Raw genomic sequence first — 13,757 nt, forward strand, 5'->3', positions numbered from 1 at the left:
TGCGAGCTTGCAAGCCACGCCGCGACGGCTCCGGCTGCATGGCCTGGCACCGTGCGGGCGACCCGCTGATCGGCACTCCGATCGATCCGTCCGGCTACGACTATCAGGGTCATGTCCTGTTCAACGCCATGGCGGGCAAGCTGTGGTCACAGACCGCCAACGAGATCCGCCGCTCCCTCGCGCGGCTGCTCGGCATGTCGCGTCGCGCCAGTGAGCGCCTGGTGCGTGTCAACTTCGCGAAGGTGGCCGAATATCAGGCGCGCGGTGTCGTGCACTTCCACGGCGTCGCACGGCTCGACGGGCCGGACGGGGCGCTCTCGCCTCCTCCCTCCTGGGTGACCGCGCAGCTGCTGGAGTCGGCAATTCGGGATGCCGTGGCGCGCGTCACCGTGGAGGTCCCCGAGTCGCGAGCCCTCGGCGCTCCGCTGGTCGGTTGGGGGCAGCAGCTTGATATCCGCCCGGTCGCCTCGGCCGAGTTCGACGCTCCCTCGGGCCTGACCGATACGGCAGTCGCGCGGTACATCGCCAAGTACGCCACCAAGTCCGCAGAGTCGGCCGGTGTCGAACTGCCCCCGCTCGCGTGCCGCGCCTGCTCGGGCTCGGGCCGCACGCTGGTGCGTACGCCTGACCGCGATGATGTGCTGCTGCCCTGCCGCAGCTGCGCGGGCCTCGGCCGCACGATCGACCTGGACGCCTGGGAGCTGTCACCGCATGCCCGGCGACTGATCGAGACCTGTTGGCAGCTCGGCGGCATCCCCGAACTCGAGCCCCTGCGGCTGCGCAAGTGGGCGCACATGCTCGGCTTCGGCGGCCACTTCGCCACCAAGTCCCGCGCCTACTCCACCACCTTCGGCGCGCTGCGCCAGGAACGCGCCGACTTCCAAGCAGGACAAGACCCGTACACACTCGCGCTCGCCGAATCCCCGGATGTGCTTGTCATCAACCACTGGTCTTATGCGGGACGTGACGAGCGCCGCTCACTTCTGCCTGCTGATCACTCACCTGACCTGGAGGGGGCAACTTATGGACACGCTGTTGACAGTCGAACAAGCCGCTGAGCTGTTCAACACGACTCCGCGCTTCGTGCGTCGCCTGGTCGCTGAACGGCGGATCGTCGTCGTCCGGCTCGGTCGCCACGTCCGTATCCCGCGCTCGGCCGTCGTCGAGTTCATCCAGGCCGGAATGGTCCAGCCGGTCTCAGCTCGGCCTGCTGGGCGTCACCTGCGGGTGGTGTCGTGATGCCGGGCAAGAGGCGTTTCGGGCGTATCCGCAAGCTGCCTTCCGGCAGATACCAGGCCCGCTACCTCGGTCCGGACGGCATCGATCGGCCCGCGCCGGAGACCTTCCGCACCAAGACCGAGGCAGAGAAGTGGCTGGTTGATAAGGAAGCTGAGATCAACCGAGATGACTGGATCAACCCTGACTCTGGCCGTATCTCGGTAGCAGACTACGGGCGTGCCTGGATCGCTGAGCGGCCGAAGCTGAGGCCCAAGACAGTGCATCTCTACGGCGGGCTGCTGGCCCGGCACATCGAGCCGCATCTCGGTTACCTGGCGGTCAACGAGGTGAAGGACCCGCACATCCGGCGGTGGCGTAAGCAGCTGCTCGACGCTGGCGTCGGGGAAGCGACTGTCGCGCGTGCATACCAACTGCTGAAGTCCATCTTCAACACGGCGGTTGAGGACGATCTGATCCGGCGCAACCCGTGTCGGATCAAGGGCGGCGCGGTGAATGAGACACCTGAACGTCCGACGCTGACGGTTGCTGAGGTGTTCCACGTGGCGGGGGAGGTGCCGCTGCGGTTCCGCATGCTCGTCTTGATCGCGACCTTCGCGAGTCTGCGATGGGGTGAGCTGGTGGCGTTGGAGCGTCGGGACTTCGACCTTTCGACCTGCACAATTCGGGTCCGGCGTCAGGTGGTCGAGCTGGATGACGGTCGGGTGTTCGTCGGGCCTACCAAGTCCGAGGCCGGCCGCCGCGTCGTCTCCTTCCCCGAAGCACTGCGGGCCGACCTGGAGCAGCACCTCGCCGTCTACGTGCCTGCTGAACCTGAGTCGCTGGTCTTCTCCAGCTGGGAGGGCACCGTGCTTCGTCGGGCCAACTTCCAGAAGATCTGGGCTGAGGCGCGCGAGTCGGCCGGACTACCGGACGTGCACGTGCACGACCTTCGGCACACGGGCAACACGCTCGCGTCCCAGACCGGAGCGACACTCAAGGAACTGATGCAGCGCATGGGCCACTCGACAGTACGGGCCGCGATGATCTACCAGCACGCTGCACCTGGTCGAGACCAGCGGATCGCTCGCGCACTCGACGACTTGATCGCGGACCACACGCGAGAGGCTGAAGGATGATCGGGCACGTTGCGGGCACGGGAACCCTGGGTCGGTATCAAGTCCTGGGGTTCCTTCGTGCTTACTGGTGCTCTGACCTGTGGCGGAGCTGTGAGCTGGTGAGGGGACTCGAACCCCTAACCACCTGTTTACAAGACAGGTGCGCTGCCAATTGCGCCACACCAGCGGTGGATGGGCGGCAGGCGGGTTGGTGCCCGAATGCGCGCCTCCGGTGCAATCGTAGCGGGCCGGTGGGGTACCGCCCACCGAGTTGTGGGTGCGCTCAGGGGCGTGCGGTGCGGGGCTGCGGTGAGTGAACGGCTTGGTGCCTGTGGACGTGGGGTTCCGCACAGTCGCGTGGCTGATAGTGACAAGACGCTTGTCGGAAGATACGGTCAGCAAAGGCCGTTTCGCGGTCACCTTCCAACTCGGATCGTCCGGCACGTTCCTGCCGGTTGAAGGGATAGGCAACACCGATGACTGGTGTCATTTACGAGGACGCTACGTGCGTCTACCCGGGCGCTGAGCGTCCCGCCGTCGACAAGCTGAACCTGGACATCCAGGACGGCGAGTTCCTGGTCCTAGTCGGGCCGTCGGGTTGCGGGAAGTCCACCTCGCTGCGGATGCTCGCGGGTCTGGAGGAGGTGACCGCGGGCGCCATCCGGATCGGCGAGCGCGATGTCACTCACCTGCCGCCGAAGGACCGGGACATCGCGATGGTGTTCCAGAACTACGCGCTGTACCCGCACATGACCGTGGCGGAGAACATGGGCTTCGCCCTGAAGATCGCGGGCGTGCCGAAGCCGGAGATCCGGCAGAAGGTCGAGGACGCCGCGAAGCTGCTCGAGCTGACCGAGTACCTCGGGCGTAAGCCGAAGGCGCTGTCCGGTGGTCAGCGTCAGCGTGTCGCGATGGGTCGCGCGATCGTGCGCGAGCCGAAGGTCTTCCTCATGGACGAGCCGCTGTCGAACCTCGACGCGAAGCTGCGTGTGCAGACCCGTACGCAGATCGCCTCGCTCCAGCGCCGCCTGGGCATCACGACCGTGTACGTGACGCACGACCAGGTCGAGGCCATGACGATGGGTGACCGCGTCGCGGTGCTCAAGGACGGCCTGCTGCAGCAGTGCGACACCCCGCGCCGGATGTACGAGAAGCCGGCCAACGTCTTCGTCGCGGGCTTCATCGGCTCGCCGGCGATGAACCTCATCGAGGCCCCGATCACCGACGGCGGCGTGGCGTTCGACGGCGCCGTAGTTCCGGTGGACCGCGACTCGCTGGCGAAGGCGACCGGCCGCGGCGAGCGCAGCGTCACGCTGGGCGTGCGGCCCGAGTCCTTCGACCTCTCGGCCGACGGCACCGGCATCGCAGTCATCGTGAACGTCGTCGAGGAGCTGGGCGCCGACGCGTTCGCGTACGGCACCGCGAAGGTCGACGGGAACGACGTGGACATCATCGTCCGCGTGGACGCCCGCAACACGCCGGCCAAGGGCGAGACCCTGCACTTCCTGCCGAAGCCGGGCGAGACGCACATCTTCTCGACGGTGAGCGGCGAGCGGCTGTCGGAGTAGGTCGACGATAGGTCTAGCAGATAGGCGTTAAGCGGCGGTCCCGCACCCGGAGGGTTCCGGGGACGGGACCGTTGTGTTGTGTGGGGTGGGGCGGTATGGAGGGTGTGGGGCGGGGTTAGAGGTCGGCGGTTTGGGAGGCGATTTCTGTTACCAAGCCGAGGTAGCGGTCGTTCGCGGCCTCGGGCGCGCCGAAGATCACGTGCGTCAAGCCCAGCTCGCGCAGCCGCTCGATGCGGCTGACGACATCCTTCACGGTGCTGTCCGGGCCGAGGCGGGAGATGATCGTCTTCTCGATCGTGTCGAAGTCGCGGCCCTCGGCCTCGCAGTGCCCGCGCAGGACGTCGAGCTTGTGCGCGACGAACTCGTCGCCCCCGTCGAACAGGTTGCAGGCATCGGCGTAACGGGCGACGAACCGGAGGGTCTTCTGCTCGCCACCGCCGCCGATGAGCAGCTTGGGGCGGGGGGAGGAGATGGCGGCGGGGACGTTGAGCAGGCGTCCTGGGGTGTAGTACTTGCCCTGGTAGCCGGCGTCGGAGTCGGACCACATGCCGTTGGCGATCTGAATCGCCTCTTCGAGCCGCTCGAAGCGCTCCTTGACCGGCGGGAAGGGCACGCCGAAGCCTTCGTGCTCCTCCTGGAACCAGGCCGCCCCGATGCCGAAGTACGCTCGGCCGCCGGACAGCACGTCGAGGGTCGTCGCGGTCTTGGCGAGAATGGCCGGGTTGCGGTACGTCACGCCGGTGACCATCGTGCCGAGCGTCACGCGCTCGGTGGCGGCGGCGAGGAAGCCGAGGGCGGTGTAGCCCTCGAGCATGGGGTCCTCGGCCGGACCGTTGACCGAGATCTGCCAGAAGTGGTCCATCACCCAGAGGCTGTACAGACCGCCGTCCTCCGCGGTCCGCGCCAGCTTGAGCAGGTTGGGCCGGATCGCGGCGGGGCCGCCCGGCCAGTCGAAGCGAGCGATGGTGTATCCGATGCGCACTCTGCACTCCACGTCAGACGAGCCGTTGGATGTGGGTAGCTTACGCCCATGGGGAGGCAGGCTCCGGTTAGGGAGCGGCGAATGCAGAAGGAGGGGTAGGGACAGGTTCGGGTAAGGCGGGGCGCGCTGGGGAGCTAGAGGCGGGTGGACTTAGAGCGGCGCTGGGCGACCTGGTACAGCGCGATGCTCGTCGCGACGCCGGCGTTAAGCGACTCGGTCGCGGCCGCGATCGGAATGCGCACCGTCACGTCGCAGGTCTGCTCCACCAGCCTGCCCAGGCCCTTGCCCTCCGAGCCGACGACCAGCACGAGCGGGTCGGCCGCCGCTTCCAAGTCGGACAGATCCATGGTGCCGCGCGCGCTCAGCCCGGCGACGATAAGGCCTTGCTTGCGGTACGCCTCCAACGTGCGGGCGAGGTTGCCGGCCTGTGCGACAGGGAGACGCGCGGCGGCGCCGGCAGAGGTCTTCCAGGCGCCTGCGGTCATCCCGGCCGAGCGACGCTCCGGGACCACGACGCCGTGTGCGCCGAAAGCCGCGGCGGAACGGATGATCGCGCCGAGGTTGCGGGGATCGGTCACGCCGTCGAGCGCCACGATCAGCGGGGTCTCGGACGCGTCGAGCGCTCGCGTGAGCAGGTCGTCCGGGTGCGCGTACTCGTACGGCGGGATCTGCAGCGCGATGCCCTGGTGGATCGCGCCGTCGGTCAGCCGGTCGACCTCCTGACGAGTGACCTCCATGAGCGGGATACCGCGGTTGTTCGCCAGCGTGACGGCCTCACGCACCCGGTCGTCCGCGTCGATGTTCTGCGCGATGAAGAGCGCCGTGCCCGGCACGTCGCCACGCAGAGCTTCGACGACCGAATTGCGGCCGGCGATCAGCTCGGAGATCTGGCGGTTCGCCTTGTACGGAACCTTCGCGGGCGTGCGCTGATTTCCCGACCCGGCGCGCGGGCCCTGCGCGCGCTTCGCGGCGGCCTCGGCACGGCGCTGAGCCGGATGCCCCTTGCGCATCTCGGCGCGGGGAGTCGGGCCCTTGCCCTCCAGCGACTTACGCCGCTGACCGCCCGAGCCCATCTGCGCGCCCTTGCGCGAGGACCCCGGCTTGTTACCGCGCCCGCCCACTCCGCCGCCCTTGCCGCCTGCCATGGTTGATCGCTCCAGAGTGTTCGAGTCTTATCCGCGCCCCGGCTGTCGGTGCCGGGGCGCGGGGTGCTTGCGTGACGCGCCGTCAGGCGGTCAGATCGATTCGCTTCGGTTCGGGTCGGTGGGTGCGGATGGGGTCTGGTGCGTCGGCTCAGGCCAGGGTCCAGCGTGGACCGGCCGGGGTGTCCTCGACGGCGATGCCGATCGCGGTCAGCCGGTCGCGGATCTCGTCGGCCGCGGCGTAGTCCTTACGCGCGCGGGCCGCCTGCCGCTGCTCGAGCGCCACCGCGACGAGGCTGTCCACGACTCCGCGCAGGCCTGCCGCATCCCCGCCGCCGGAGCCGGCCCACGGCTCGGCCAGCGGGTCCATGCCCAGCACGCCGAGCATCGCGCGCACCTCGCCGAGCCGGGTCTTGGCGCTTTCCTTATCGCTCGCGGCGAGCGCGGTGTTGCCGGCGCGCACGGTCTGGTGCAGCACGGCGACGGCTCCGGGCACGCCGAGGTCGTCATCCAGCGCCGCGGCGAAGTCGTCCGGCACCGTCGTCGGCTCGGTCGTGCCGACCAGCTCCATCGCGCGGGTGATGAACTGCTCGATGCGGCCGAACGCGGCCGCGGACTCTTCGAGCGCCGCCTCGGAGTACTCGATCATCGAGCGGTAGTGCGGCGTGCCGAGGTAGTACCGCAGCACGATCGGCCGGTAGCGCCGCACCATGTCCGCGACGAGTACCGAGTTGCCGAGGGACTTCGACATCTTCTCGTCCGCCATGGTCACCCAGGCGTTGTGCATCCAGTACTGGGCGAACGCGTCGCCGCGGGCCTTGGACTGGGCGATCTCGTTCTCGTGGTGCGGGAAGATCAGATCGATGCCGCCGCCGTGGATGTCGAAGCGCTCGCCGAGGTACTTGCGCGCCATCGCGGAGCACTCCAGGTGCCAGCCGGGCCGGCCGGGGCCCCAGGGCGTGTTCCAGTACGGCTCGCCCGCCTTGGCGCCCTTCCACAGCGTGAAGTCCTGCGGGTCGCGCTTGGCGTTCTTCGGGTCGGCGTCGTCCGCGCTCAGCATGTCCTCGACCCGCTGGTTCGACAGCGCGCCGTATCCGGGGAAGCTGCGCACGTCGAAGTAGACGTCGCCGCCGGCCGCGTAGGCGTGACCGTCGAGGATCAGGTCCTGCATGAGCTCGATCATCTCGGGGATGTGGCCGGTGGCCCGCGGCTCGACCGTCGGCGGAAGGCAGCCGAGGCCGTCGTAGGCGGCGGTGAACGCGCGCTCGTTGGCCTGCGCCACCCGCCAGAACTCGACGCCCTGCTCGGCGGCCTTCTTAAGGATCTTGTCGTCGATGTCGGTGACGTTGCGGACGAAAGTGACCTCGAAGCCGCGATACGTCAGCCAGCGGCTGAGGATGTCGAAGTTCACCCCGGACCGGATGTGGCCGATGTGCGGCGGGGACTGCACGGTAGCGCCACACAGGTACATCGAGACCTTGCCCGGATGAGTCGGGACAAAGTCACGCACGCTGCGTGTGGCGGTGTCGTACAGTCGAATGCTCACGTATACCAGGTTAGCGGTTTGGGTAGATCTCTACGTTCCCGATTCAAGCGGCTGTGGATAACTTCGCGGCAAAGCCGCAGACGGCCCGGTCCGGGAATGCCCGCCGCCGGGAATTGGTTGCCTAGTCAGGAAACTTCCCGCAGCAGTGCGCCTTGCGGGACCTGAGCCGAACGTCTGCCCTCACCACTCGCAGGAGCGCCGATGCCGCATGCCGCGCCGATCGATGCCACAGCCGACTCGTCGAATCACGCGCTGACGACCGGTTCCGCGCGGGTGAAGTCGCTGCTCATCCTCGGTGCGCTGTCGGCGTTCGGACCACTGTCGATCGACCTCTACCTGCCTGCGCTGCCCTCTCTCCAGTCGCATTTCCACGCCGCCGCGGACAACGTGCAGCTCACGCTGACCGCCTGCTTGGTCGGGCTCGCGGTCGGGCAGGCGCTCGCCGGGCCGCTCTCAGATTCGCTCGGACGACGCAAGCCGCTGCTGATCGGTGTCGCGGCGTACGCCCTGGCGTCGTTGCTGTGTGCGTTTGCACCGTCGGTCGGTGCGCTAACGGCCGGGCGGCTTATTCAGGGCTTCGCAGGCGCTGCGGGCATAGTGATCGCCCGCGCCGTAGTGCGCGACCTCTACTCGGGCACCGCCATGGTCCGGTTCTTCTCGGCACTCATGCTGGTCAACGGCCTGGCGCCGGTGCTCGCTCCGATCGTCGGCGGGCAACTGCTGAAGGTGACGGCGTGGCAGGGGCTGTTCGGCGTGCTGGCGGCGATCGGAGCGGTGCTGCTGGCCGCGGTGTTCTTCGGCCTGCCGGAGTCCCTTCCGGCGAGTGCGCGCCGCGCCGCGAGCCTCGGCGACACGTTGCGCACCTTCCGGCGGCTGGCGGCCGACCGACGCTTCGTCGGCTACGCGCTTGCCGCCGGGCTGAGCTTTGCGGCGATGTTCGCCTACATCTCGGGCTCGCCGTTCGTGGTCGAGCAGGTCTACCGGCTCAGCCCGCAGGAGTTTTCGTTCATGTTCGGCGCGAACGCGCTCGGCTTGATCCTGTTCGGCCAGCTCAACGGCCGGCTCGTCGGGCGGGTGCGCACGATCGTGCTTTTGCGCGCCGGGCTGATCCAGTGCGCGGCCGGAGGCGCCGCTCTGCTGGTGGTGACCTTGCTGGGGCTGGGTTTCTGGCCGACCGCGGTGTGCCTGTGGTTCGTGGTCGCCTCGATCGGCCTCGTCACGCCGAACGCGACGGCGCTGGCCTTGGCCGACCACGGCGGCAACGCCGGAACGGCGTCGGCGTTCCTCGGCGTCACTCAGTTCCTCATCGGCGGAGTCGTAGCCCCGCTGACCGGGCCACGCGGTGCTTCGCTGATGGCCGAGACGCTGCCGATGGCGCTGGTGGTGGCGATGATGGGCGTGGCGGCGCTCGGTGCGCACGCGGTCCTTGGCGGTCGACGCGAGGGTGAGGTTAGGGCAGCCGATACCGTCCATCAGGCAGCCTGACCGCGAGGCCGTCCGCGAGCAGACCGGCGAGTGCGCGTTCGCGTTGCTCAGCCATATGCCATACCGGTTCGAACGCTGACTTGTCGACGGGAACGGTCGCGTCACGCAGCACGGCGAGTAGCCTTCCGCGCGCCTGACGGTCGGTGCCTGCGTACGTCTGCCCGCGGCGCGGCGGGCCATCGTGCGGGGGCTGGCCGAGCGCGCGCCAGACGCAGAGTTCGACAAGCGGGCACTGGCTGCACTTGGGCGCCTTCGCGGTGCAGACCAAAGCCCCGAGTTCCATCGATGCGGCGGCCCAACTCGCAGCGTCCTGCTCTGCCTGGGGAAGCACCATCTCAGCTAACGCACGCTCGGCGGCGGTAAGCGAGTCGGCTGGGAACTCGACGCCTGAGAAGGCGCGGGCGAGAACGCGGCGCACGTTCGTGTCGAGTACCGCAGCACGGCGCCCGAATGCGAATGATGCGATGGCCCCAGCGGTGTATTCGCCGACGCCCGGCAACGCGCGTAAGGCGTTGTAGTCATCCGGTACGTCGCCGCCGTGGCGTTCGACGATCGCGGTGGCGGCGGCGTGCAGGCGCAGGGCGCGGCGCGGATAGCCGAGGCGACCCCAGGCTCGCACGGCCTCGCCGGGCTCCTCGGCGGCGAGCGCGGACGGGACGGGCCACCGCGCGATCCAGGACTCGTACACCGGGAGCACGCGGGAGACCGGCGTCTGCTGGAGCATAAACTCGCTGACCATGACCGCCCAGGGCCCGGCTTCCTTGGCGCGCCACGGCAAGTCCCTGCGATGAATCGCGAACCAGGCACGGGTGCGCTCGGTAACCTCATCGGCAATGGCAGCGTCGAAGGTCGCCGCGGTGGCGGGGCTGGGGTCGGTGGCGGCGGAGTCCGCTGTGGCGGTGACAGCGCCGGGGCGGGCGCTCGGACCGGCACTAGCGCTGGTAGCCGGGCTGACCTCGGCACTGGTGCTGGTCACGGCCTGGACCCCGGCGCCCACGTCGATGTTGGAGTCCGCGTCGGGCGCGGCTTGGGCGTCGGGCTTGGCCGAAGGGGCCGACACGGCAACGAGCGTGGGCGCTGAGACGGCGGCAGTGGCTGGCTGACTGGGCATCGGTCCTATGGTCGCATTGTCAAACACGCGCTGGTGCCAATGCGACTGACGGTGTCTCGCATGCCATAAGGTGGCGTCCCGTGGGATCCTTCCTCCGCCCTGTCGGCCCCCAGCCGCCCGCGGTGTACTGGCGGCGTCGGATTCTGGTGCTCGGGATTCCTCTGGTCTTGATCGGGTTCACCGCGTATGCGTGTTCCGGGTCCGGCGGTGGCAACGGCGGGAAGAACGGCGCGGGCGCCAGCCCGAGTAGCAGCTCCGCGATAATCACACCTGGTCCGGTGCCGACCGGATCGCTGCCGCCCATTAATTCGTATCCTGTTACCGGTCCGACCGGCTCGGGCGCGCCGACTTCGACGGCAGGCGGAGTCAACGGTGGAGTGGGCGGGGTCGGTGGCGGCGGTACAACCGGCGACAGCGGCAGTGGCAGCAACGGCAATGGTGGGGCGGGCAGCTCGGTCGGCGGCGTGCCCGTGGGCTCGACCGGCTGCGTGTTGTCCGTTCAGGTGCAGCTGGACAAGACGTCGTCGAGCGGACCGCCGGTTTACTCGGCCGGGCAGAATCCGGTCTTCAACGTGATACTGCGAAACACCGGCTCGGGGAACTGTCGCATCGACGTGTCGGGCAAGGGTGTTGTCGTCACGGTGTCGTCGGTGGCGGACAGTTCGACGGCCTGGACGAGTGCCACCTGCGCGGGCAACCAGGACTTGCGCGTGCTGGGGCCGGGTGATGGCTTCACCGAGCCGGTGAAGTGGGACCGCGAGAAGTCGGTCACGGGCTGCCCGGCCAATCCGCCGGCGGTCGGCTCGGGCTCGTACGCGGTGACAGCGATGGTGAGCGGCGTCAACGCGGCGTCAGTGCAGTTCGGGCTTCAGTAGTAGCGGCCGCAAGCACCAGCACCACCTGTTAAGCGCTGGGCAGCGCTAGACGTAGCGCTCCAGGATCGACGACTCGGCGAGGCGGGAGAGGCCCTCGCGGACGGTACGCGCCCTGGTCTCGCCGACGCCCTCAACAGCCTGCAGGTCTGCGACGGACGCCGCGAGCAGCTTCTGCAGACCGCCGAAGTGCTCAACGAGCCGGTCGATCACCGTGCCGGGCAGCCGTGGGACCTTCGCGAGCAGCCGGTATCCACGCGGCGAAGCGGCCGCGTCTAGGCTCTCCGCGCCGCCGGTGAAGCCGAGGGCCTTGGCTACCGTGGCCAGCTCCAGCAACTCCGCGCGGCTGAGCGCGTCGAGGTCGTGCAGCGTGTCCTCGACCGTCCGGCTGCGGCGGCCGCCGCGCTCGGGCAGATAGTCCCGCGCGACCAGCTCCCGCTCCGGCTCGACCCCGGCGACCAGCTCGTCGAGTTGCAGTTCCAGCAGCCGGCCGTCGACCCCGAGCTGAACGACGTAACCCTCGATCTCGACGGCGATCCGGCGGACCATCTCAAGCCGCTGCGCGACCTGGGCCACGTCGCGTGCGGTGACCAGGTCCTCGATCTCCAGCGCGGAGAGCGTGCCGGCCACCTCGTCGAGCCGCAGCTTGTAGCGCTCAAGGGTGGCCAGGGCCTGGTTCGCCTTGGACAGGATGACCCCGGAGTCCTCCAGGACCGTCCGCTTCTCATCGTGGTAGAGCGCGATGAGGCGCATCGACTGACTTACCGAGACGACCGGGAAGCCGGTCTGCCGGTTGACCCGTTCGGCGGTGCGGTGACGGGTACCGGTCTCCACGGTCGGGATGGCCGGGTCCGGCACGAACTGGACTCCGGCACGCACGATGCGCGCGCAGTCGCGGTCCAGGACCACGCCGCCGTCCATCTTGCACAGCTCGCGCAGCCTGGTCGCGGAGAACTCCACGTCGAGCACGAAGCCGCCGGTGCAGATGCTCTCGACCGTCTTGTCGAAGCCGAGCACGATCAGGGCGCCGGTGTTGCCGCGCAGAATCCGCTCGAGGCCGTCACGCAGCGGCGTTCCGGGGGCGAGCGCAGCCAAGGTGGCGCGCTGCGCCTGGTCCGCGGCGCGTTCGGGGACAGCCATGGCGCTCCTGGTCGAGGGTCAGTCTGCTGCGGGGACGGTCGTCACGGGGTCGGTGCTCGGTGGGCGGTGGTAGGACTTGCAGTCGGTTATGGTCAAGTTTACCGGTTGATCATTTGATGAAGGGTCGCGAGCGCGTCCGCGATGTCTGCGACCTCGACGATCCGCATTCCGCCGGGTACCTTCGGCGCCTCTTCGCCGTCGGCGACCCGGGGAACCAGCGCGGTACGGAAACCGAGCCGCGCGGCCTCGGACAGCCGCCGGCCCAGCCCGGTGACCGGCCGCACCTCGCCGGCCAGCCCGACCTCGCCGAACGCGACGACGGTGGCCGGCAGCGGACTGTCCACCGTTCCGGTGGTCATGGCCAGCGCGACGGCGAGGTCCGCGGCCGGGTCGATCAGGCGCACGCCGCCGACCGTCGCCGCGAACACGTCGTGCTTGCCGAGCGGGACGCGCCCGCGGCGTTCGAGCACCGCCATCACCATCGAGACCCGCGAGGAGTCGAGGCCGGAGGTGGCGCGGCGCGGCTGCGGCAGATTCGACGGGGCGACCAGCGCCTGGACCTCGCACACCAGCGGGCGCCGGCCTTCCAGCGTCACGGTCACGCAGGTTCCGGGCACCGGCTCGGAGCGCCGGGAGAGGAACAGGCCGGAGGGGTCGGCCAGGCCCCTGATACCGGAGTCGTGCATCTCAAAGCAGCCGATCTCGTCGGTCGGGCCGTACCGGTTCTTCACGGCCCGCACCAGCCGAAGCGGCGAGTGCCGGTCGCCCTCGAACTGGAGGACCACGTCGACCAGGTGCTCGAGCACCCGGGGGCCGGCGATCGAGCCGTCCTTGGTGACGTGCCCGACGAGGATCACGGCGAGGTCGCGTTCCTTCGCGACCCGGATCAGGGCCGCACTGACCTCGCGAACCTGCGTCACGCCGCCGGGCACGCCGTCGACCTCGGCCGACGCCACCGTCTGCACCGAGTCGAGGACGAGCAGGCTCGGCTGCACCTGCTCGATGTGGCCGAGGACGGCGGCCAGGTCGGTCTCGGCGGCGAGGTACAGGTCCGGGGCGAGGGCGCCGATCCGGTCCGCCCGTAGCCGCACCTGGGCCGTCGACTCCTCCCCGGTGACGACGAGCACCGGCCGCTCGGCCGTGGCTCCGGCGGCGGCGACCTCAAGCAGCAGCGTGGACTTGCCGACCCCCGGCTCACCCGCCAGCAGGATCACGGCGCCGGGCACGATGCCGCCGCCGAGCACCCGGTCAAGCTCCGGCACACCGGTGGAGCGGGCCTTGGCGGTGGCGGCGTTGACCTGGTCGATGGGCCGCGCCGGCGCGGTGACCGGCCCGGCCTTCACGGTGCGCGGCTTGGGGACGCCGATCTCCTCGACCGTGCCCCAGGCCTGGCATTCGGGGCAGCGGCCGACCCACTTGACGGTCGTCGCGCCGCACTCGCCGCAGCGGAAACCGTCGCGCGGCGCGGCGGAGCGAGCAGATCTTGTGGTGGTCCCCATGGGCAACGACGGTAGCGGGTCGGGGGGACAGTACGGCTGCTGAGACGGCAAAGCTGTGGATAACTTGGGAAAGGAGGGG

General features: G+C 69.3%; 12 protein-coding genes and 1 tRNA gene. 6 read left to right on the plus strand and 7 right to left on the minus strand.

Going from position 1 to position 13,757, the window contains the following annotated elements; translation table 11 throughout:
* The 3 genes from VFA06_RS24150 to VFA06_RS24160 all read left to right on the plus strand — a co-directional run.
* Window positions 1-1,058 (plus strand): replication initiator (locus VFA06_RS24150; protein WP_324842996.1); only part of this gene is annotated, 1,058 nt, incomplete at its 5' end.
* Window positions 1,024-1,239, plus strand: a complete 216-nt coding sequence (locus VFA06_RS24155; RefSeq protein WP_349260328.1) for a helix-turn-helix domain-containing protein — start codon at window positions 1,024-1,026, stop codon at window positions 1,237-1,239. The genes VFA06_RS24150 and VFA06_RS24155, both read left to right, overlap by 35 nt.
* The gene (locus VFA06_RS24160; protein WP_324842998.1) at window positions 1,239-2,354 is read left to right on the plus strand and encodes a tyrosine-type recombinase/integrase; all 1,116 of its coding nucleotides are present in this window, start codon (window positions 1,239-1,241) and stop codon (window positions 2,352-2,354) included. The genes VFA06_RS24155 and VFA06_RS24160 overlap by 1 nt, the downstream gene beginning before the upstream one ends.
* A 93-nt stretch (window positions 2,355-2,447) precedes the next feature.
* On the opposite strand, the gene VFA06_RS24165 is transcribed toward VFA06_RS24160, so the two are convergent.
* Window positions 2,448-2,520: transfer RNA gene (locus tag VFA06_RS24165), tRNA-Thr, on the minus strand.
* 289 nt (window positions 2,521-2,809) lie between these two features.
* Here VFA06_RS24165 and VFA06_RS24170 point away from each other — a divergent pair.
* Window positions 2,810-3,901 (plus strand): sn-glycerol-3-phosphate ABC transporter ATP-binding protein UgpC, encoded by a 1,092-nt coding sequence (locus tag VFA06_RS24170; RefSeq protein ID WP_324842999.1) that lies wholly within the window; start codon window positions 2,810-2,812, stop codon window positions 3,899-3,901.
* A 115-nt stretch (window positions 3,902-4,016) separates the two neighbouring features.
* Here the strand turns inward: VFA06_RS24170 and VFA06_RS24175 are convergent, their stop codons facing one another.
* From VFA06_RS24175 to cysS, 3 genes are all read right to left on the minus strand, one after another.
* Window positions 4,017-4,883, minus strand: coding sequence for an LLM class F420-dependent oxidoreductase (locus VFA06_RS24175; protein ID WP_324843000.1), 867 nt, complete (start codon window positions 4,881-4,883; stop codon window positions 4,017-4,019).
* A gap of 134 nt (window positions 4,884-5,017) precedes the next feature.
* Window positions 5,018-6,028, minus strand: coding sequence for a 23S rRNA (guanosine(2251)-2'-O)-methyltransferase RlmB (gene rlmB, locus VFA06_RS24180; protein ID WP_324843001.1), 1,011 nt, complete (start codon window positions 6,026-6,028; stop codon window positions 5,018-5,020).
* Between the two features lie 148 nt (window positions 6,029-6,176).
* Window positions 6,177-7,571, minus strand: a complete 1,395-nt coding sequence (gene cysS, locus VFA06_RS24185) for a cysteine--tRNA ligase (RefSeq protein ID WP_324843002.1) — start codon at window positions 7,569-7,571, stop codon at window positions 6,177-6,179.
* 201 nt (window positions 7,572-7,772) lie between these two features.
* On the opposite strand from cysS, the gene VFA06_RS24190 reads away from it, so the two are divergent.
* On the plus strand, window positions 7,773-9,056 hold the full coding sequence (locus VFA06_RS24190; protein ID WP_324843003.1) for a Bcr/CflA family multidrug efflux MFS transporter: 1,284 nt from the start codon (window positions 7,773-7,775) through the stop codon (window positions 9,054-9,056).
* On the opposite strand, the gene VFA06_RS24195 is transcribed toward VFA06_RS24190, so the two are convergent.
* Window positions 9,022-10,116, minus strand: a complete 1,095-nt coding sequence (locus VFA06_RS24195; protein WP_324843004.1) for an A/G-specific adenine glycosylase — start codon at window positions 10,114-10,116, stop codon at window positions 9,022-9,024. The two genes, VFA06_RS24190 and VFA06_RS24195, sit on opposite strands and share 35 nt — an antisense overlap.
* A 329-nt stretch (window positions 10,117-10,445) precedes the next feature.
* On the opposite strand from VFA06_RS24195, the gene VFA06_RS24200 reads away from it, so the two are divergent.
* A complete protein-coding gene (locus VFA06_RS24200) occupies window positions 10,446-11,042 on the plus strand; it encodes a hypothetical protein (protein ID WP_324843005.1) in 597 nt (198 codons plus the stop codon).
* 45 nt (window positions 11,043-11,087) lie between these two features.
* On the opposite strand, the gene disA is transcribed toward VFA06_RS24200, so the two are convergent.
* A complete protein-coding gene (disA, locus tag VFA06_RS24205) occupies window positions 11,088-12,179 on the minus strand; it encodes a DNA integrity scanning diadenylate cyclase DisA (RefSeq protein WP_324843006.1) in 1,092 nt (363 codons plus the stop codon).
* A 98-nt stretch (window positions 12,180-12,277) separates the two neighbouring features.
* Window positions 12,278-13,678: a DNA repair protein RadA gene (gene radA / locus VFA06_RS24210; RefSeq protein WP_324843007.1), complete on the minus strand. Its 1,401-nt coding sequence runs from the start codon at window positions 13,676-13,678 to the stop codon at window positions 12,278-12,280.
* Window positions 13,679-13,757 lie beyond the last annotated feature (79 nt).

The organism is Actinocrinis sp., from assembly GCF_035653575.1.
In the GTDB taxonomy this organism is placed as follows: domain Bacteria; phylum Actinomycetota; class Actinomycetes; order Streptomycetales; family Catenulisporaceae; genus Actinocrinis.

Coding starts and splice junctions, on each gene's coding strand:
- VFA06_RS24155 (WP_349260328.1), top strand. CDS start 1,024: ATGGACACGCTGTTGACAGTCGAACAAGCCGCTGAGCTGTTCAACACG.
- VFA06_RS24160 (WP_324842998.1), top strand. CDS start 1,239: ATGCCGGGCAAGAGGCGTTTCGGGCGTATCCGCAAGCTGCCTTCCGGC.
- VFA06_RS24170 (WP_324842999.1), top strand. CDS start 2,810: ATGACTGGTGTCATTTACGAGGACGCTACGTGCGTCTACCCGGGCGCT.
- rlmB (WP_324843001.1), bottom strand. CDS start 6,028: ATGGCAGGCGGCAAGGGCGGCGGAGTGGGCGGGCGCGGTAACAAGCCG.
- VFA06_RS24190 (WP_324843003.1), top strand. CDS start 7,773: ATGCCGCATGCCGCGCCGATCGATGCCACAGCCGACTCGTCGAATCAC.
- disA (WP_324843006.1), bottom strand. CDS start 12,179: ATGGCTGTCCCCGAACGCGCCGCGGACCAGGCGCAGCGCGCCACCTTG.
- radA (WP_324843007.1), bottom strand. CDS start 13,678: ATGGGGACCACCACAAGATCTGCTCGCTCCGCCGCGCCGCGCGACGGT.